At 33.9% G+C, this 20862-nt stretch carries 11 protein-coding genes and 1 tRNA gene; all 12 read left to right on the top strand.

Annotation, left to right across the window (positions count from 1 at the left end; translation table 11 throughout):
• Positions 1 to 83 precede the first annotated feature (83 nt).
• The 12 genes from GB234_RS00275 to GB234_RS00220 all read left to right on the top strand — a co-directional run bounded on the left by GB234_RS00275 (position 84) and on the right by GB234_RS00220 (position 20861).
• Positions 84 to 539, top strand: a complete 456-nt coding sequence (locus GB234_RS00275; protein WP_151892506.1) for a ferritin-like domain-containing protein — start codon at positions 84 to 86, stop codon at positions 537 to 539.
• 318 nt (positions 540 to 857) lie between these two features.
• Positions 858 to 5345, top strand: coding sequence for a DNA polymerase III subunit alpha (dnaE, locus tag GB234_RS00270; RefSeq protein WP_151892505.1), 4488 nt, complete (start codon positions 858 to 860; stop codon positions 5343 to 5345).
• Between the two features lie 396 nt (positions 5346 to 5741).
• On the top strand, positions 5742 to 6059 hold the full coding sequence (gene trxA / locus GB234_RS00265; protein WP_151892504.1) for a thioredoxin: 318 nt from the start codon (positions 5742 to 5744) through the stop codon (positions 6057 to 6059).
• Between the two features lie 229 nt (positions 6060 to 6288).
• The gene (locus GB234_RS00260) at positions 6289 to 6840 is read left to right on the top strand and encodes a ClpP family protease (protein ID WP_151892503.1); all 552 of its coding nucleotides are present in this window, start codon (positions 6289 to 6291) and stop codon (positions 6838 to 6840) included.
• Positions 6841 to 6901: 61 nt separating this feature from the next.
• Positions 6902 to 7831 (top strand): DUF58 domain-containing protein, encoded by a 930-nt coding sequence (locus GB234_RS00255; RefSeq protein WP_151892502.1) that lies wholly within the window; start codon positions 6902 to 6904, stop codon positions 7829 to 7831.
• Between the two features lie 170 nt (positions 7832 to 8001).
• Positions 8002 to 8075: transfer RNA gene (locus tag GB234_RS00250), tRNA-Asp, on the top strand.
• A 156-nt stretch (positions 8076 to 8231) separates the two neighbouring features.
• Positions 8232 to 10232: a sensor histidine kinase gene (locus tag GB234_RS00245; RefSeq protein ID WP_151892501.1), complete on the top strand. Its 2001-nt coding sequence runs from the start codon at positions 8232 to 8234 to the stop codon at positions 10230 to 10232.
• A 155-nt stretch (positions 10233 to 10387) separates the two neighbouring features.
• Positions 10388 to 12229 carry a cytochrome-c peroxidase gene (locus GB234_RS00240; RefSeq protein ID WP_151892500.1) on the top strand — a complete coding sequence of 614 codons (1842 nt, stop codon included), beginning with the start codon at positions 10388 to 10390 and terminating at the stop codon, positions 12227 to 12229.
• A gap of 385 nt (positions 12230 to 12614) precedes the next feature.
• Entirely contained in the window at positions 12615 to 15593 is a 2979-nt protein-coding gene (locus GB234_RS00235; RefSeq protein WP_151892499.1) for an alkaline phosphatase PhoX, read from the top strand.
• Positions 15594 to 15680: 87 nt separating this feature from the next.
• Complete coding sequence (locus tag GB234_RS00230; RefSeq protein WP_151892498.1) at positions 15681 to 16598, top strand: leucine-rich repeat domain-containing protein; 918 nt, start codon at positions 15681 to 15683, stop codon at positions 16596 to 16598.
• Positions 16599 to 16691: 93 nt separating this feature from the next.
• Entirely contained in the window at positions 16692 to 18398 is a 1707-nt protein-coding gene (locus GB234_RS00225; protein ID WP_151892497.1) for an FAD/NAD(P)-binding protein, read from the top strand.
• 183 nt (positions 18399 to 18581) lie between these two features.
• Entirely contained in the window at positions 18582 to 20861 is a 2280-nt protein-coding gene (locus tag GB234_RS00220) for a transglycosylase domain-containing protein (RefSeq protein ID WP_235906030.1), read from the top strand.
• Position 20862: the final 1 nt, after the last annotated feature.

Genomic DNA, 20862 nt, shown 5'->3' with positions numbered 1-20862 from the left:
GTTTATTTCAACTGTATATTTATAATGTAATAAAGAGGCAGCTCTTCACAAGTGAAAAATGTCTCAAACTAAAAAAAGAAACTATGGATAATGTAAAAAAATTAACCAATCAATTAAACGAATTGCTGACTAAAAATTATGATGCTGAAGCAGGATATAAAAAAGCAGCTGAACTTGTAGAAGGAACGCAGTTAAAATCTTATTTTCAATCTCAAGCTCAAAATCGCTACGATTTTGGACATTCCTTAAAAGCAGAAATTAAGGGAGTTGGTGGAGACGTTGATAAGGGGACTAGTTTAAAAGGAGATGCGCACCGCACATGGATGAGTATTAAAGACACTTTTTCTGGCACTGATAATAAAGCTATGTTAGAAGAGGTCGTTCGTGGAGAAGAAGCTGCAGTAGCAGAGTACCAGGAGATTTTAAAAGAAGCTACATTGGCGCCAACAACGCAAAAGCTAATTCAAAAACAAGTGAGTAGTATTCAAGAAGCGCTAGCAAGTGCAAGATCACTTGATGCTTGGGCTGGAAAAGAATAATTTTACAATACGTATATAAAAGCACAGTTTAAAACTATTAAACTGTGCTTTTTTTTGCTTTAAAACAAAATTATTAATTTCGTATTAATTGAATATTTTCATTTTCTAAATGTGAACAACTCATTATAAAATCAACTACAGTTTTGGGATGATTTTTTCTATTTTTACTTCGGAAATTCCCATGCATTTGTAATATCTAGTTTGATGCTATTTTTATAGCAATATCAAAGATGAACAGCTCATTTCCGAAGCCATAATTTAGAATTTTTTTAATTTCTAGAATTTTATAATTCTGAACTTTTAATCCACAATTGAACCATGTATTTAATCTTCGACACCGAAACAACTGGACTCCCTCGCAACTGGAATGCACCACTTAGTGATAGTGATAATTGGCCTAGGTGTATTCAAATAGCTTGGCAATTGCATGATGCAATGGGTAATGTTGTAGAAAGTCAAGATTATCTAGTGCAGCCAGAGGGTTTTAATATTCCTTTTGATGCAGAAAAAATACACGGAATCTCAACTGAACTTGCCCAAGCCGAAGGTGTAACACTTGAGGCAATGGTTGAAAAGTTTATTGAAGTTTTAGGAAAAACCAAATTTATCGTTGGACAAAATGTAGGTTTTGATTTAAATATAATGGGGGCGGAGTTGTTGCGATTGGGGCAAGAAAATGTTTTACCTAGTTTTAAGGTTTTAGATACGTGTACAGAGACAACAGCAACACTTTGTCAAATTCCCGGAGGACGTGGAGGTAAATTTAAGTTGCCTACTTTGACAGAGCTCCACCAGTATTTATTTGGAGAGCCTTTTGGAGAAGCGCACAATGCAACGGCAGATGTGGAGGCAACTACGCGTTGTTTTTTAGAACTAGTTCGCCGTCAAATTTTTACTATAGAGGAACTAGATGTACAGCCAGATTATTTTGAAAATTTTAGTAGAGAAAATCCTGTTGAAATTGAGCTGATTGGTCTTAAACACATCAATTTAAAAAAGGCGTCAGAGAAAATAAGAAAGCAATTAGAAGCGTCTCAACAAACCGTTGAAATATCTAAAGAAGAAATAAAGGAAAACCTTGAGGTGTTGCAAGATGCACCTTTCGCTCATTTGCACAACCACTCTCAATATTCAATATTACAGTCAACTTCTTCCACTCAGGATTTGGTGAATGCCGCTGTTGCAGATAAGCAACCAGCTGTTGCAATTACAGATACTGGAAATATGATGGGAGCATTTCATTTTACTCGCGCAGTGAATAATCATAACGCTAGTTTAAAATCTGCTTATGAAATAGCACTTAAAGAATATGAAGACTTTGATGATACTGCAACAGATTTTGATGGTGTCATGCCAGACAAACCAGAGGAGCCGCAGTATTTAAAGGCAGTTGTGGGTTGCGAATTTTTTGTCTGCAATGACCATAACGATAAAACTCAAAAGGACAATGGTTATCAAATTGTGCTCATTGCAAAAAATAAAAATGGATATCATAACTTGGCCAAGATGGCAAGTATTGCATATACAGAGGGTTTTTATTATGTGCCGCGCATAGATCGTGAGGTAATAAAAAAATACAAAGAAGATGTGATGGTCCTTTCTGGAAGTATATATGGAGAGGTTTCAAGTAAGATTTTAAATATAGGAGAAAATCAAGCTGAGGAAGCATTATTGTGGTGGAAAGAAGCATTTGGCAACGATTTTTATCTTGAGATCATGCGTCATAATCAAGAAGATGAGGACCGAATAAATCAAACGTTAATAGATTTTTCTAGAAAGCATGATGTAAAATTAGTCGCAGCAAATAACACGTATTATATAGGAAAAGAAAGTGCAAATGCACATGATATTTTGCTTTGTGTAAAGGATGGAGAAAAGCAAGCAACACCTATAGGTAGAGGTCGTGGTTATAGATATGGCTTACCAAACCAAGAATATTATTTTAAGTCTCAAGCCGAAATGAAGGCATTGTTTAAAGACTTGCCAGATGCCATTGCAAATATTAGTAGTGTAATTGAAAAGGTGGAACCCTTTAGTTTAGCACGGGATGTCTTATTGCCAAAATTTGATATCCCCAATGAATTTAAAGTTACAGAAGATGATGTTGATGGTGGAAAAAGAGGGGAGAATAAATTTTTAAGACACCTCACATATGTTGGCGCAGCAAAAAGGTATGATGCTTTTAAAATTTCAGAAGATGAAACCGTTGAGGAAGAATTAAGAAAGGAAAAGCAAAAAGAGCTGCAAGCTATAAAAGAGCGGCTTGACTTTGAGCTTGATGTTATTGAAAAAACGGGCTACCCAGGCTACTTTCTAATTACAGAAGATTTTATTAGAGAAGCTCGTAATATGGATGTTTCGGTTGGTCCCGGCCGTGGTTCGGCGGCAGGTTCGGTTGTGGCGTATTGTTTGTGGATTACCAATATTGACCCAATAAAGTATGACTTGCTTTTTGAGCGTTTTTTAAATCCAGATCGTGTGAGCATGCCTGATATTGATATTGATTTTGATGATGAAGGTCGTAGTCGTGTAATGGATTATGTGATAGATAAATATGGTAGTAATCAAGTTGCTCAAATCATTACGTACGGTACAATGGCGGCTAAATCTGCAATTAGAGATACTGCACGTGTATTAGACTTGCCATTATTTGATGCTGATAGAATAGCAAAGTTGATTCCTAATATGACTAAGCTAAACAAGGTTTTTGGACTCAGTGAACAGGATCTAAGAAGAAAATTTAGAAGTGATGAATTGCCTAAAGTTCAAGAATTAATAAATCTTGCTGAGGGTACAGATTTAACTTCAGAAACTATAAATCAAGCAAAAATTTTAGAAGGATCTGTTAGAAATACAGGAATTCATGCCTGTGGTGTAATTATTACCCCTAGTGATATAACAAATTTTGTCCCTGTAGCACTTGCAAAGGATAGTGATTTGTATGTAACCCAATTTGATAACTCTGTAGTAGAAAGTGCGGGATTGTTGAAAATGGATTTTTTGGGCTTAAAAACATTAACTTTGATTAAAGATACGGTCAAAATTGTAAAGCACAAACATAATATTACACTTGACCCAGATACATTTCCGTTAGATGATGTAAAGACGTATGAGTTGTTCCAGCGAGGGGAAACTGTGGGGATATTTCAATATGAAAGCGCTGGAATGCAAAAATACATGAAGGAGTTAAAACCTACTGTTTTTGCAGATTTGATAGCTATGAACGCCTTGTATCGCCCTGGTCCATTAGAGTATATACCTAGTTTTATTCGCAGAAAAAATGGCGAGGAAGAAATTGAATATGACCTTCCAGCAATGGAAGAATATCTTGATGAAACCTACGGTATTACGGTATATCAAGAGCAAGTAATGCTATTGTCACAAAAGCTAGCAGATTTTAGTAAAGGTGATGCGGATGTACTTCGAAAGGCGATGGGTAAAAAGCAAAAAGCTGTCCTTGATAAAATGAAACCACGTTTTATTGAAAATGCAGTAGCCAAGGGGCACGATGCAGAGAAGTTAGAGAAGATTTGGAAAGATTGGGAAGCCTTTGCGAGTTATGCCTTTAATAAATCTCATTCTACTTGTTATGCTTGGATTGCTTATCAAACAGCATATTTAAAAGCTCATTATCCAGCAGAGTATATGGCTGCTGTATTGAGCAATAATATGAGCGACATAAAACAAGTTACCTTTTTTATGGATGAGTGTAAACGTATGGGACTTGATATTTTAGGGCCTGATGTAAATGAGAGTTTTTATAAATTTTCGGTAAATGATGCTGGTGCAGTGCGTTTTGGTATGGGAGCAATAAAGGGAGTAGGTGGTAATGCGGTCGCAACAATTGTGGAACATAGAAAGGACGGTAAATATAAATCTATTTTTGACCTTGCAAAACGAGTTGATTTACGTTCGGCAAATAAAAAAGCATTTGAAAATTTAGTGCTTGCTGGTGGCTTTGATAGTTTTGAAAATCATCGAGCACAATATATGCATGACGAAGGTGATGGTACTACGTTTTATGAAAAAGTATTAAAATACGCCGCGAGACATCAAGAGACTGAAAACAGTAGTCAAGTAAGTTTATTTGGCGAAACTAGTGAAGTGCAAATACCAGAACCAGCAGTTCCACCTTGTGAAGAATGGGGCACTATGAAAAAGCTAAAGCAAGAACGAGAAGTTGTTGGGGTTTATATTTCAGGACATCCTTTAGATGATTTTAAAACCGAAATGAAGGCTTTTACTAATTGTCAAGTAAGTGATTTCAATGAGTTAGAAAAATATGTAAATAAAGAGATGACCTTTGGTGGTGTAGTAAGTGATGTCCAGCATAGAGAAAGCAAAGCTGGAAAAGGATGGGCGATATTTACTGTTGAAGACTACATGGATAGTTATGAGTTTAAAATTTTTGGCGAAGACTATTTAAAATGGCGTCATTTTTTAGTACCTAATAGCTTTGTTTATGGAAGAGTTTATGTAAAGGAGGGATGGATAAATAGAGATACTCAAAAGCGTGGCGAACCAAGATTACAGTATAATAGTTTTCAATTATTGCATGATGTAATGGACAGTCAAACAAGAAAATTAACGATACAAATGCCTATTGAATCACTACAAGAAGATAAAATAGATTTTTTGAAAGAAATTCTTGAAACTCATAAAGGAGACAAGCCTTTATATTTTACAATTTATGAAATGGAAAGTAAGACTAAACTTATAATGCCAAGTAGAAAACAAAAAGTCAATATCTGTAATGAGTTGCTAAGTGAACTGGATGCTAAAGCAGTAAAATACCGTTTAAATTAATTAAAACTAAATACCTTAACATTAGCTAAAAAATAGTAAATAAATAATTATATAGTTGTACAAAATTAGGATAGGGATAGTAGTGGAAATCTCACAAGGATATGCTTTAGGCTTTCGCCGAAATTTTAAACATCAATTACAAATGCCATTATTCAATAATTTTACTTACAGAATTTTAGCGAATAACCTGATTACACTTTTCCTGCGCAAAATCCTCCAAGTGATTACAGTGATAGTTGAAAAGCCTATTTGGAAATTGTATAAATTGTATTGATATTTGTATCACCGAAAGTAATATGTCCTCTGTAAGTTATGGAATAATTATTGACTACTTTTGTGTATAGAAAATAATGTTAAATGCAATTTTGGCTTCGGTCAAATTAAAAAATAAAAATTATGGCTTTAGAAATAACAGACGCAACATTTGAAGAAACAGTATTAAAAAGTGATAAACCAGTAATGGTTGACTTTTGGGCAGCTTGGTGTGGACCTTGCCGCATGGTTGGACCTATCATTGACGAGTTAAGCAATGACTATGAAGGAAAAGCAGTTGTTGGTAAAATGGATGTCGATGCAAACCAAGAGTTTGCTGCAAAATATGGAGTAAGAAATATACCAACAGTATTGATTTTTAATAACGGAGAGTTGGTAGGGCGCCAAGTAGGTGTTGCTCAAAAAGCTACATACGCAGAGGCAATTGACTCACTTTTATAGTCATTTAAGCAAATTGATTAACGAAAGACTCAGCATTTTGCTGAGTCTTTTTTTATGAATTGTTTTCAAGCTTTCTGCGGAAATATAACATAGGTTTCAACTATTTTAGGATGAATGAAAGGCATATAATTTTGTTATCTTTGGGTAGCGGGATTTTAAAAATTCCAAAAAGATTAAAAAAAGAATATAGAATTAATTAAAAGAGACATCCGTTATGCGGATGATGAATATGAGCACAGAAAAAAAACAAAAAGCACAGGATAAAATAGAAAATCAACAACTAGAGGACCGCACTATTTTTTTGTGGGGACAAGTTGATGATAAAAGCGCAAGACACGTAGTTGACAGATTAATGTATTTAGATTCAATAAATCATGATGAAATTAAGCTTTATATCAATAGTCCTGGAGGATACGTGACAAGTGGTTTCTCAATGTATGATACTATTAAAAATATTAAAAGTCCAGTATCAACTATTTGTACAGGACTCGCTGCAAGTATGGGGAGTATTTTATTAAGTGTAGGAGAAAAAGGACGTCGTTTTATCCAGCCTAATGCGCGTGTTATGATTCACCAACCTAGTGGTGGTGCAAGAGGTCAAGCCAGTGATATTGAAATCACAGCACAAGAAATTTTAAAAACTAAAGAATTAAGTGCACGTATTCTTGCAGAAAACTGTGGTCAAGATTATGATAAGGTAATGAAAGATTTTAATCGTGATCATTGGATGGATGCAGATGAGAGTGTAAAATATGGTATCGTTGATGGAGTAATGGAATAGTTGATTTCTATTATATGCCATACCTTACTGAGGATAAATAGCTATTGATTATACCTAAAATATGGAATTAGAAAAAGAAATAAACGAAATTACAGGGTTTAAAAACCTTGAGTTACTCGCTAATCAAGTAGTCGAGGGGTTCATTTCTGGATTACATAAATCTCCATTTCACGGGTTTTCAGCAGAGTTTGCGGAGCATAAAATTTACAATAATGGCGAAAGTACAAAGCACATTGACTGGAAATTATATGCTAAGACAGACAAATTGTACACCAAGCGATATGAAGAGGAAACAAACTTACGTTGTCATTTAATAGTTGATAATAGTAGTTCAATGCATTATCCTTCAAAAAAAGATTTTTCAATAGACTCTTTAAATAAGATAGGTTTTTCAGCATTAGCTGGTGCAGCAATTATGAACCTATTAAAACGCCAACGTGATGCAGTAGGATTGAGTATTTATAGTGATACCTATGAGTTTTACTCAGGTGAAAAGGGAAGTGAACGCCATCATCAAATGCTTTTGCAACAACTTAATAATGCATTATTACAATCACGTAAAGAAGTGCAGACTAAAACATATTCACACTTACACTTAATTGCTGAAAAGCTAAAACGCCGAAGCCTCGTTTTTTTATTTACAGACATGTTTCAAAGCGATACCGAAGAGGAAAAATTATTTGAAGCACTGCAACATTTAAAATATAATAAACACGAAGTGGTATTGTTCCATACATATGATAAGGATAAAGAATTAAAATTTGATTTTAATAATCGCCCTAAGCGTTTTATTGATGTTGAAACAGGTGAACATGTAAATGTATACGCTGATAATATTAAAGAAAACTATGAAACTGCCGTTAAAAGCTATTTTGATGAACTAGCTGTTAAATGTGGTCAATACCGTATCAAATATGTACCTGTGAACATAAATGAGCATTTTAATAAAATATTGACAGCATATTTAGTAGAGCGTGGAAAGTTTGGTTAATATTTTTTTGAGCAATTAGCTTGATTTTCAGGGATAAAATAACCTATCTGAAAAAAAACTTCTTTTTTTTAAAATAATTGTTTGCAGATATTCAAAGTAGTCTTATATTTGCCCTCGCTAATAGCAATATTAGCAAAGACATGCTAGTAAAGTCTTTAAAATAGTAGCACGGTCTGGTAGTTCAGTTGGTTAGAATACCTGCCTGTCACGCAGGGGGTCGCGAGTTCGAGTCTCGTCCAGACCGCAATTATAATGTTGTGTTGAAGTATTAAAAGGTTTTAATACTTTGTGGTTTAATAAATTAGACCGATGAGAAGCTTATCCAAATGGATGGGCTTTTTTTGTTTTCAGTAGTTTTATAACCGTACTTCCCAGTTTTTGTTAGTATATAACTAGGAAAATGTTAAAAATCAGATTAAGCGTATTGTTTAATCGATTAAACGTTATATTTGTTGTTACCTACTTTATTAATCCCCCCGATTTAATGCAAGAGCTTATATCCTCATCCTCAAAAAAAGCAGTTGGTCTGTCTAATTCCATTATTCACAATAAATTTTTATCATTACTTTCTGTAGGAATATGGAAATATAATTTTATAACACATGAGCTTATAATTGATGACTCATTATTAGAAATGATTGGTTACGATTCTAATGTATTAGAAACAGATCAAGCAGATACTATTAATGATATGCTTCAATTTGTACATCCAAGAGATAAGGAATTGTTTGATTTTTTAAACCTTCCTTTTTCAGAATATATTCCGAATAATAGATGTTTTGAATTTAGAATGCTTGACCATGAAAAAAAATGGATTTGGGTAGAAAATCATTGCGAAGTTATTAGCCATACAAAAGACAACAAGCCTGAATGGTTGGTAGGTTATGCACAAAATATTAATGAAAAAAAAAATAAGGAGTTACTTTCAAGTAAATATGAAGAGTTACTTAATAAAACAAATGAAGTAGCCTCGATAGGTACTTGGGAGGTTAATTTAGCAACTAATAAAGTAAATTGGAGTAATGTAACAAAAAAAATTCATGGTTTAGATAATGATTATGAGCCAGAGTTAGAGACTGGAATACATTTTTATAAAGAAGGTTTTCACCGTGATAAGTTAACTGCATTATTTACAAAATGTGCTACTGAAGGAGTGGGTTTTGACGCAGAATTAATAATCGTTACAGTTGATAAAATTGAAAAATGGATTCGCGCGATAGGTGTTCCTGTAATGGAAAAAGGGGTTTGCACTAGAGTGTATGGTGTTTTTCAGGATATAGATGAAAAAACTCGAGCAATACAAAATCTAGCAAATACTGAGAAAAAATTTAGAAAAACATTTGACTTTGCAGGTGTGGGTATGGCTCTAGTGGGCATGGATACAAAATGGCTTAGAGTAAATGATAGCCTATGTAATATGCTAGGGTATACTAAGGAAGGATTTTTAAAACTACGGTATCCAGATTTTACACACCCAGAAGACCTTGAAAATGACGAAATACTTTTAGGTGAGGCATTAGCAGGAAACTTAGATGGTTATGAAATTGAGAAACGCTTTATTCATAAAAATGGAAGTGTTATATGGACTATATTAACAGTTGCAGTAGTAAAAGATGATGAGGGAGTACCTCTTCATTTTGTATCTCAAATTAATGATATTACTAGTATAAAAAAATCGGAAAAGAAAGTAACAGATTTGTTAGAGGTTACTAAAGATCAAAATGACCGCCTTTTAAATTTTGCACATATTGTATCGCATAATTTGAGATCACATACAGGTAACCTTCAAATGCTCTCAAATTTAATGCAAATTGACCTCCCTGAAGTGACTGAAAATGAATTATTCCCTTTATTGAAAAGTGCAATAACTCAATTAAGTGAAACTGTACAAAACCTTAATGAAGTAGCAGTTTTAAATACTAAAACAGAAATCAATCTTGTTAATCTTAATTTAAGCTATTATATAAAAAATGCTATTTCAAATATTAATTCACTCATTATAGATAGCTCAGTAACAATAATTAATAACATTAATGATACACTTATTGTTTCTGCAATTCCCGCATATTTGGATAGTATTTTATTAAACTTTTTTACAAACGCTATAAAGTATAAATCTTTAGATAGGCCTCCTGTAATTACAATAAATGCAGTACAGAAAGAAGATTTTATTGTGTTACATATAGAAGACAATGGTCTTGGAATTAACCTACAAGCTCATGGTAAAAAACTCTTCGGGATGTATAAAACTTTCCATAGACACAAAGATGCAAGGGGTCTTGGGTTGTTTATTACAAAAAACCAAATAGAAGCAATGGGAGGTAACGTTACCGTAGAAAGTGAAGTCGACAAAGGAACAACTTTCTATATCTCACTTCAAAAAGAAAAAACAGACGGTTAGCATATTTTGTTGAGAGATTAATATTTTTTAAAAATTTGCCTTTAAGGTTACACGCTATTATCTTATAAAATAAGTATACAGTTAATAGTTTCGTAATACTTACCTAACAATCTACTTGTACTAATTCAATAGGTTTGCTTTTAAAACAGCATTCCATGTTTAAATTAAACCCTGTACTAATTGTTTTAATAACTATTTGTACTGCATCACTATTTGTCAATTGTATCCCTAGATCTTCTTCGTATAGTAAAAAGCCACTTACAATTAAAGACTTTTATAATGATGCTGAAAACAAAATTGAAGCTCTAAACAGTGTAGCAGCAGCATTTCAACGAGATAATGTTAGTGCAGATTCTTTGCAAAGAACACTTACAAATGCACGTAATGCTTATAAAAAAATAGAAATTTATATAGCATACTTATATCCTAAATATGCAAATACGCGCCTCAATGGAGCTCCTTTATTAAAGACAAAAAAATCTGGAAATCAGCCCACGGTCGTTCCGCCAGAAGGTCTTCAGGTTTTAGATGAACTCATTTATGCGGATAATCCATCACTAGATAAAGTAAAAATAGCTGCGCTTACTAAAAAGTTAAAAGCAAATTACAACTCCATTGCACAAACTTTAAAGCGTTCAAAACCATCAACAAAAATATTAATCTCAGCTTCGAGAATGCAGTTAGTACGAATTTTTACGTTGAGCATTACAGGCTTTGACACTCCAGGTTCAGCAAATGGTTTAGAGGAAGCCTCTATTTCATTACAATCGATCAATCAATTAATAGGGCAATCAACTATAATTTCGAGAAGGAATAAGTCTGAAATAAACAACATCATCACCCGTGCCATCGCTCAAATAAATGAGAATAATTCTTTTGATAATTTTGATAGACTTAAATTTTTAACGCAATCAATAGATCCTCTATATAAATTATTGGGTAATATTTCCGAAGAAAAATCAAAAGGAAGCATTAAAAAAGCTACAGCTTGGAATCCAAACAGCAAAAGTATTTTTGCAACAAATTTTTTAAACCCTTATTTTTTTACACAATTAAATGAAGAAGAAGATAGTCCTGCGCTACGCCAACTGGGAGAAGCACTTTTTTATGATACCTCGCTGAGTAATAATAAAGAAATGAGTTGCGCTACATGCCATAAACCTGAGCTAGCTTTTACAGATGGACTCAAGACTTCAATGAGCAATATTGATGGGAAAAACGTGCTCCGCAATTCTCCTACCTTATTGAACGCTGTTTACGCTGAGCGTTTTTTCTACGATGTAAGAGCATTTAATTTAGAACAACAAGCAGAGCATGTTATCTTTAATAGTGACGAATTTGATACTGATTATTCCCAATTGTTGGCATCATTAAACAATATGCCATCGTATAAGGATACATTCAAAAAAGCATTTGATACTCCCACTGTTTCAAGACAAAAAATAGCAAGTGCACTAGCGAGTTACGTGCTGTCGTTACAGTCGTTCAATAGCCCGTTTGATAAATATGTGCGTGGAGAAATTGACCAGATTGGTGATGACGTTAAAAACGGATTTAATATTTTTATGGGAAAAGGTGCATGTGCAACGTGCCATTTTGCACCTACATTTTCAGGACTAGTTCCACCTTTGTTTATTGATTCGGAAACCGAAATTCTTGGGGTGTTAGAAAATCCAGATGCAACGACACCCATTATCGATACCGACGAGGGAAGATGGAAAAATGGAATTAATGCCGAAGCTGCATGGATTTATGAAAAATCATTTAAAACAACAACGGTACGTAACATTGATTTGACGGCACCTTATTTTCATAACGGTGCTTACAATACGCTTGAGCAAGTTCTAGATTTTTATAACAAAGGAGGTGGTGCAGGAATGGGACTAAATGTAGTAAATCAAACGTTACCAGATGCTCCACTAGCACTTTCAGAAAAAGAGATTAGCGACGTTATCTCTTTTCTTAAATCATTGACGGATATTTCGGTAATCAAATAATTTTTTTGATAGCTAATATTAACCAGTGTAATTACAATAGCTTTTTTATATAGTATTTACTTTCATTTCCTATTTCTCTTTTCATATTCTTAAAGAGATTTACAATCAATATTCTTCTTTAAATTAACGAAAGTATCCCAATAGTCACATTTCCGAAGATATAAGCCATACAGTTGATTTTATTTAATGCTGAGGAAATATAGCGTTTAAAATAATTTTACATTCAAGTATTTAATATGTATGTAACGTAATGTTGAGGTAACGTTTATAACACTGGGTTAAAAGTTTAGTAAAAAACAGGTAATCTTGAGTTTTCATGATTGGCGTTTTGTCATAGTAGTTTTGGGGAACAAAAATTAACCAAAAGAATCTAAAAAAATTAAACATGAAAAAACAACAACTATTTTTAAGTTTTATATGTGTGCTTTCTGTATTATTTACGGTACGAGCAGCAGCGTTTGAGACTTTAACTACTACCACGACAGCAATTGCAGGCGCTTATCCATTTGCGGCTGGAAGTAACTGGAGTTATAATGATACAGGTGCAGATTTGGGCACTAGCTGGAAAGAAACAAATTATGACGATAGTGGTTGGCAAACAGGAAATGGAAAATTTGGTTACGGTGATGGAAATGAAACAACAACATTAAACTTTGGGTCTAATGGGAATAATAAATACCCTACCTATTATTTTAGGTATGAATTTGATATTAGTGATGCATCTCAATATGGAGATTTGTTATACAATATTCTTTTTGATGATGGTGTAGTGGTGTATTTAAATGGTGTAGAGATCCATCGTGCAAATATGCCTGGTGGTCAAATTACATATAATACGTATGCTTCTGGAACAATAGGGGGTAGTGATGAAAATGATTTTGACCTTTTTAGCAGTGCTAATTTATTAATAAACGGAGCAAATGTAATTGCTGTGGAACTACATCAAGCAACTCCTGGAAGTTCAGATTTAGGTTTTGATATGTTTACAGATTTTGTGCCTATAACACTTGACCCTACACCTTACCCAGTTGCGGCTTTATCTGGATGGAGATTTTTAGATACGGGCGTGAGTCTTGATGCAGAACCTTGGACAACGGGAGCATACAATGTGTCAACTTGGTCAATAGGAGTTGGATCTTTTGGTTATGGAGATCCTGTAACTACTACAGTTTCTTTTGGACCGGATGCATCTAATAAATATATTACTACATATTTTTCAAAAGAAGTAGAGGTTGATTTAACAACTATGGCAGACATGGTTGAGTTTGGTTTACTTCGTGATGATGGAGCAATTGTATATGTAAATGGAGTTGAGGTTTTAAGAGACAATATGCCAGTAGGGACTGTTGATTATTTAACTGGTGCAGAAAATACTGTTAGTGGTAATGATGAGAATACTTATTTTATTACAGAAGTGCCTAAAACAGCTTTTATTAATGGGATAAATCGTATTTCGGTTGAAATACATAATCGTGATGCTCAAAGTTCAGATTTAAAGTTTGATTTATACCTACAAGATGCACAAGTAGCAGTTGATCCATTTACGTGTGAAGAAGGAGATATTGCTTGTTTTACATCAATTGATCCTACAGGTCAAACTGAAAACATGATAATTGCAGAAGAGCACAAATTTCAATTATTATTTAAGCAAGGAGATGAGTATACTATAGGTGGGGGTACAGTTCCGGGAAATAATGATTTTACAGGTTATGTTCCAGTTGCAGGCTCAAGCACAGAAGGGTATGTGGCAATAAACCATGAAACAACACCAGGTGGAGTGTCAATAATTGATGTTCATTATGATGAAGACACACAGCTATGGGTTTTAGATGAATCTCAACCTGTTGATTTATACAACACAGCTTTAGTTACTACAACCAGAAACTGTTCTGGAGGAACAACACCTTGGGGAACTGTAATTACAGCAGAAGAATCAACTAATGGTGGAGACCAAAACAACGACGGGTATCAAGATGTAGGCTGGTTAGTAGAGATTGACCCAGATACAGCACGCGTAATTAACTATGGTAACGGGCAAGAAAAACTATGGGCAATGGGGCGTATGAAACATGAAAATGTAGTCGTTTCAGAAGATATGGTGACAGCTTACTATGGTGAAGATGGGGGAACAGATTGTGTATATAAATTTGTTGCAGATACTCCAGGAGACCTTTCTCAAGGAACTTTATACGTTTTAAAATTAGATACACCATTAATAAACAACGACCCATCATCGCCATCTGCACATTGGATTCAAGTTCCAAACACAACAAAAGCAGAGCGTAATAATGTAACAGCTGCAGCTGCTGCTTTAGGAGGAACTGATTTTAATGGTGTTGAAGATTGCGAAATCAACCCAGTAACCGGTGAAATTTATTTTACTTCAAAAGGGAAAAGTAGAGTGTATAAATTTACAGACAATGGTACAACGGTTTCAAATTTTAGAACATTTGTAGGAGGTACAAATTATGACATTACTACAGCAAACGGAACATTTAGTGAAAGTTGGGGTGGTGGTAATGATAATCTTACATTTGATGATAAAGGAAATCTCTGGGTATTACAAGATGGTGGTAATAACTATATTTGGGTAGTACGTCCAGACCATACACAAGCAAACCCTAAAGTAGAATTATTTGCTTCAATGCCTAATGGGTCTGAGCCTACAGGTCTAACATTCACCCCAGATTTTAAATTTGGTTTCTTCTCTGTACAACACCCTAGCGGTAGCAATACACCACAACAAGACGCAACATTTACAGATGTAAGGTTCAACGCATCTGCAACAGTTGTATTTGCTGTAAAAGAAAACTTAGGAGCGCAAGTGCCTATAGCAGATTTTCAAGCATCTGTGACCGAAACTGCTCCAGGAACAGCAATCACCTTTTCAGACTTAAGTCAAAATAATCCTGCATCATGGCAATGGACTTTTGAAGGTGGTATTCCAGCAACATCAACTGAGCAGTCTCCTACCGTAGCGTATTTAGATGAGGGGATATTCAACGCATCATTAGTTGTAACAAATATTGCGGGAGAAAGTGAAATGGAATTAAAGGATGACTATATTCTAGTACAGTTGCTAGGTATTGATGATGCCTTAAAAAACAATGTTGTAGTATATCCTAACCCTACAAGTGGTATTGTAAATATAGTTTTGAACGAAGTGGGTGATCAGGATGTAAGTGTAACTGTTTTTGATATGCTAGGAAAACAATTAATGACAACAAACAACATTCAATCAAATGGAAATGCAGCAACCGCAACATTTGATGTGTCATCATATATGACAGGAAATCAAATGCTAATGCTTAAAGTACAAGTAGGTAAAAATATAGCAACATACAAGTTGCTCACTAAAAATTAAGTTAAGTTAAGTGTGAAAAAGGCTGATGGTTTGAGGATACTGTCAGTCTTTTTTTTATTCTGAAATTTTAAAACAACAATAAATACTATGATATTTAAAACTATAGTAGCGATAGCAATTATGACCACTATGGCTTTTTATAATGCAAATGCGCAATATGCAAATCCATTGAAAGATGCTGTTTATTATAACGTTGAAAAAGCAATCGAAAAAGATTTAAACGCAAGAAACCTTAATTTAAGAGATCAGCAATTATTTGTTATTCCTTCTAAAATAGTTAAACTAGAATCCCTCCAGTTTTTAAACGCAATGCGTAATAATTTTGAACAATGGGACGAAGTACTATTTCAATTAAAAAACCTTGAAGTACTTAATTTAAAAGCTAATGGACTCACCACAATTCCTAGTGATATAAACAAACTGTCTAACCTTACCTCTCTCGATCTAGCCGATAATGGAATTATAGAAATTTCCGAAGCCATTGGGACACTAAACAAATTACAAAATCTTCATCTTAGTGGTAATACTCTTGTGCGCATTCCAGACGCTATTACGCAGTGTACTACTTTAAAAGTATTGCAACTTGATAATAATCAATTGAGCTATTTACCTGAGAATATGGAAAATTTTAAGGCACTTAAAATGCTAGATTTAGGGTATAATCAGTTTTATGAAATTGACGCAAGTTGGTTACAATTAAATAACTTATTAGAACTTAATATAGAGCATAACAATTTGAGAGCTATTCCATCAAATATTGATGGATTAGAGTCGCTAACTACGTTGAAGTTGAATGATAATAAGTTAACTTCCATTCCAGAAGAGTTAATAGCATTAAAAAACTTAGAGCTCTTAATCCTTTCAAATAATCAATTAAAAATACTTCCTAAAAATTTAAAAGATTTACCAAAACTTACCACACTTATTTTAACTAAAAATAATTTTTCTCCACAAGAACAAGCAAGAATCAAAACAGCTTTACCTCATTGTTCTGTATATTTTTAATACTTATAGAAATGAAAAAGAGCTATTTTTTTAACGGGATTTTATAAAAATCATCTGCACCTTATACCGACCTTTATGCTGTAAAATTAATACATGAAAATAGCAATTATAGGTTTTGGTCCAAGAGGATTAGCATGTCTTGAAAATTTAGTTTTAGAACTTTCTTCGATTAAAACAAAGTTAGAACCTCATTTTTTAATTTATGAAATTTCTAGTCATTTAGGCACAGGAAAAGCTTGGGAAATCAATCAACCCAAAACGAATTACATAAATATATCTGACCACGCGCTTCAAAATTTAAAAGGAAGAGAAAAAATGCTATTTAATACAATAGAAATTCCCTCATTCCCATCTTATATTACTTGGTGTAAATTGCAAGATAAAATTCAAAATATTGATCAAGATGAAGATGTTTATCCCCCAAGGTCACAAATGGGTCAATATTTAAATGAGCGTGCAAAAAGTATTTATAACATCTTGAAAAAGGAAAACTTTTTAACCATTTATAAAGAGCGTGTAACAGAGGTTTCTTTTAAAAATTCAGTGGTGACTGTTAAAAGCGAAAAATCTACTGTTAACGTTGAAGAATGTTTGTTAACCATAGGGCATACGCCAGTAAAAGATAGTGATGAGACTAAAGAGTTTAAAGCACATTCAAATCAAAAGCACATTATTTATATTGATAATCCATATGAAGAGAAGATTGCTATTGAAGAACTAAAAGATGCAATTGTTGCAATAAAAGGATTTGGATTATCAATGCTTGATGTAGCTAGGCAATTAACAAATTATAAATATGGAGAATTTAAAGAGAAGCAAGGGTCAAATTATTTACAATTTATACCAGAAAAAGGATGTGTAAAAAAAATAATTCCTTACAGTTTTGATGGTCTCCCATGCGTTCCCAAACCCTACGGTAGAAAAGTAGATAGTTCTTTTGAGCCTTCAATTTCACAACAAAATTGGTTTGAATTAACATTAAAAAATAAATTGCTTCAGCCAGAAAAAATAGATAATTGTGATTTTATCTTAAAAGCTTTTTCTCATGTAGCCGCAACAATTTACAGTCATAATAGCTCAAACAAAGTTAGTGTTACAAAGTTGGAAGCAATAGCTAATAAATGGTTGCAAGATACAAGCACGGCTCATGATTTAATTTTAGATACCACATTGCCTACGGTTAAATATATGAAACAAACTGTTGAAATGGCTTGGGGTAACATTGAGCCAACTTTAGATTTTCATATAGGTCAGGTTTGGCGGCATCTACAACCTATAATGTATCGTCTTTTTGCATTTAGCGGGGTTTCGGGAGATGTAATAAAACAATTAATCGATATTGACCAAGAAGTAAAAAGATATTCTTATGGTCCTCCAATGGAAAGCATATTACAACTTATTGCGCTTCACGAAGCAGCAATTTTAGATTTAAACTATGTAAACGACCCTAATGTTGATATTGTAGAAAGTGGTTGGGAAATCACTAAAAATGATACAAGTGTAACTGCAATAATGTTGTGTAATTCTGTTATGGATGCTCCTGTTTTACAACAAACAGACAGCTCCATATTTAAAAAATTAATTGAAGAAAAACTCATACAACCAGTTCACAAAGATCTAGGCATAAAGACAAATCCAGACGCAACAATAATCCCTGCAAAAAAGCATAAAAATATAATTCCCATTGCAGTAGTGGGGAGGAATACAAAAGGTAGCATATTTGGAACAGATGCTATTTTAGAATGTTTTAGTCCAGAAACTCACGATTGGGAGAGAGGTGTTGTTGCAAGAGTTAGTTAGAATTATCTTATATTTAAAACAAACAATCATTACTTCGGAAATATATTGGTTTAAAAAATTTCATATTTTTAATTCAACACTGTCTTAAAAAAGATTTTTTTTGTCAAAATATAATACCATAAAAACTCTTGTTATTTGAATCCAACATCCTCTAAAAAATTTATACATAAGGTCTTAAATAAATTGAAACTAAGTTTTCAATTTGCAAGAAAAAAACCTTTTAAAACAGTTGGATATCTAGTGCTCACTGGAATTTCTTTTGTGTTATTATTGTTTTTCTTCACGTATGTTGGGCTCTTTGGTCATGTGCCTAATAAAAAAGAATTGGCAAGTCTCAAAAACCCGGTTACATCAACCATATTTGGAAGTGATAAAAAGCCTATCGCCTATTTCTATATGCAAAATAGAAGCAATATAGACAGTCTTCAACTTAACCCGTATTTAAAAAAAGCACTTGTAGCAACAGAGGATGTTCGTTTTTATGAACATGCTGGTATTGATTATAAAAGTTATGCGCGCGTACTTTTAAAATCTGTAGTACTACAACAGGGCAAAGGAGGCGGAAGTACCATAACCCAGCAAATTGCGAAAAATATTTTTGGCAGAAAAGACTTTTGGTTTTTGAGCACACCCATTAGTAAAATGCGAGAAGTCATAATAGCAAAAAGACTAGAAAACCTTTATACAAAAGAGGAACTTTTACTCTTGTATTTTAACACCGTTTCATTTGGTGAAAATCTCTATGGTATTGAAAAAGCAGCACAGCGGTTTTTTAATAAAACCCCAGAAAAATTAAATTTAGCAGAGTGCGCTACTCTAGTTGGCGTTCTCAAAGCTCCCACTTATTACAATCCCAGAAGAAACCCTATTAACGCAACAAACCGCCGTAATACGGTACTTGATCAAATGGTAAAATATGCCGCTATTACTGCCGAGGAGGCGACAGCAGCAAAAACACCTATTGTTTTAAACTATACGCCACCAGAAAAAAACTCATCCCTATCAGGCTACTACAAAGAGTTTGTAAAAAAAGAGTTTGAAATATGGGCAAATGAAAATCCTACTGCAGAAGGCGGAATTTATGATTTAGAAAAAGACGGTCTCAACATATACACTACTCTTCAACCCAACATTCAAAAATATGCAGAAAATGCAATGGTGCGTAACATAGAACGTCTTCAAAAATCTATGGCAGAATTTTGGGAAAGTAATACAACGCAAGGCGGAAAAGAAGCATTCATCAATAAATTGATGAAACAACAACCTAAAGTAAAACAATTGCAAAACCAAGGAAAAACCCCCGAAGAAATTGAGCAATACCTACAAAAAGTAACTGCAAGAAAATACTGGGAAGTCAACAAAGGTTTTGAACCTCGGCAGCAAAGTTATCAAGATAGCGTTATAAGTGCTATCGTACGATTACATACAGGAATCCTAGCAATGAATAGCCGTAGCGGTGCAATTCTAGGTTATTTAGGTGGTATTGATTATGGATTTTCACAAATAGACAACATTAAATCTCCTAAACAAGTAGGATCTACATTTAAGCCTATTACGTATCTCACGGCACTCCAGCATGGCATTGATCCATGCGATTTTTACGATAACACATTACGCACTTATTCCCAATACGAAAATTGGCAACCTCGCAACTCAAGTGGTAGTTATGGCGGGAGCTATAGTGTACATGGTGCTTTAGCTAATTCAGTAAATACAATTTCTGTGGCGTTGCAAATGCAAGTGGGTGTTCCCAAAGTGAAAAAACAAGCCGAAAAAATGGGGATTACCGCAACTATTCCAGACGTGCCTTCAATTGTATTAGGAACCGCAGATGTCAATCTTTTAGAAATGGTGACCGCCTACGCAAGTATTTCAAACGGTGGCCAATTAGTGCAGCCTTATATGATTCAAAAAATAACCAATGAGGAAGGAAAAGTATTATTTGAGGCAAAGCCGAAATATAAAGGGCGTGTTGCCTCAGAGAAATCCATTAAACAATTGCAACAAATAATGGGCGAAGTTATAACAGAAGGCACCGGAACGTCTTTTAATAGCTACAACATACCGTTTAATATTATAGGGAAAACAGGGACCACTCAAAATAATGGTGACGGTTGGTTTATAGGAGCATCGCCAGAGATTGTTGTGGGCGCTTGGGTGGGTACACAAGACAAACGTGTACATTTTAAAAGTACTAGTTTAGGCAGTGGAGCAAGAACAGCGATGCCTATGGTAGCTTCAGTATTTAAGAGTTTGAGCAGTTGGACACGACCTATGCTTACAAATTTTGAATATGAAACTCCATATTTTAAATGCCCAGCTTATAGTGAACTCTCTGCAAATGAAGCAAAAAGTTTCTATGCAAGCGACTCAACCTATCTTAAAGAATTACAACTTAAAAGCATGGTAATTTCTTTAGATTCTCTGCCTTCTAAAACAAGTGATTCTCTTGTAGTTCAATAGT

The organism is Patiriisocius marinistellae, from assembly GCF_009014635.1.
Classification (GTDB): domain Bacteria; phylum Bacteroidota; class Bacteroidia; order Flavobacteriales; family Flavobacteriaceae; genus Patiriisocius; species Patiriisocius marinistellae.
The sequence above is the reverse complement of the archived record's forward strand: the minus strand, read 5'-3'. Positions and strand labels throughout refer to the sequence as shown.

What these genes read in the sequence shown, in the direction of transcription:
- GB234_RS00255 (WP_151892502.1), top strand. Translation starts at nt 6,902, where the DNA reads ATGGAATTAGAAAAAGAAATAAACGAAATTACAGGGTTTAAAAACCTT.
- GB234_RS00235 (WP_151892499.1), top strand. Translation starts at nt 12,615, where the DNA reads ATGAAAAAACAACAACTATTTTTAAGTTTTATATGTGTGCTTTCTGTA.
- GB234_RS00275 (WP_151892506.1), top strand. Translation starts at nt 84, where the DNA reads ATGGATAATGTAAAAAAATTAACCAATCAATTAAACGAATTGCTGACT.
- GB234_RS00225 (WP_151892497.1), top strand. Translation starts at nt 16,692, where the DNA reads ATGAAAATAGCAATTATAGGTTTTGGTCCAAGAGGATTAGCATGTCTT.
- trxA (WP_151892504.1), top strand. Translation starts at nt 5,742, where the DNA reads ATGGCTTTAGAAATAACAGACGCAACATTTGAAGAAACAGTATTAAAA.
- GB234_RS00240 (WP_151892500.1), top strand. Translation starts at nt 10,388, where the DNA reads ATGTTTAAATTAAACCCTGTACTAATTGTTTTAATAACTATTTGTACT.
- GB234_RS00245 (WP_151892501.1), top strand. Translation starts at nt 8,232, where the DNA reads ATGTTAAAAATCAGATTAAGCGTATTGTTTAATCGATTAAACGTTATA.
- GB234_RS00230 (WP_151892498.1), top strand. Translation starts at nt 15,681, where the DNA reads ATGATATTTAAAACTATAGTAGCGATAGCAATTATGACCACTATGGCT.
- dnaE (WP_151892505.1), top strand. Translation starts at nt 858, where the DNA reads ATGTATTTAATCTTCGACACCGAAACAACTGGACTCCCTCGCAACTGG.
- GB234_RS00260 (WP_151892503.1), top strand. Translation starts at nt 6,289, where the DNA reads ATGAGCACAGAAAAAAAACAAAAAGCACAGGATAAAATAGAAAATCAA.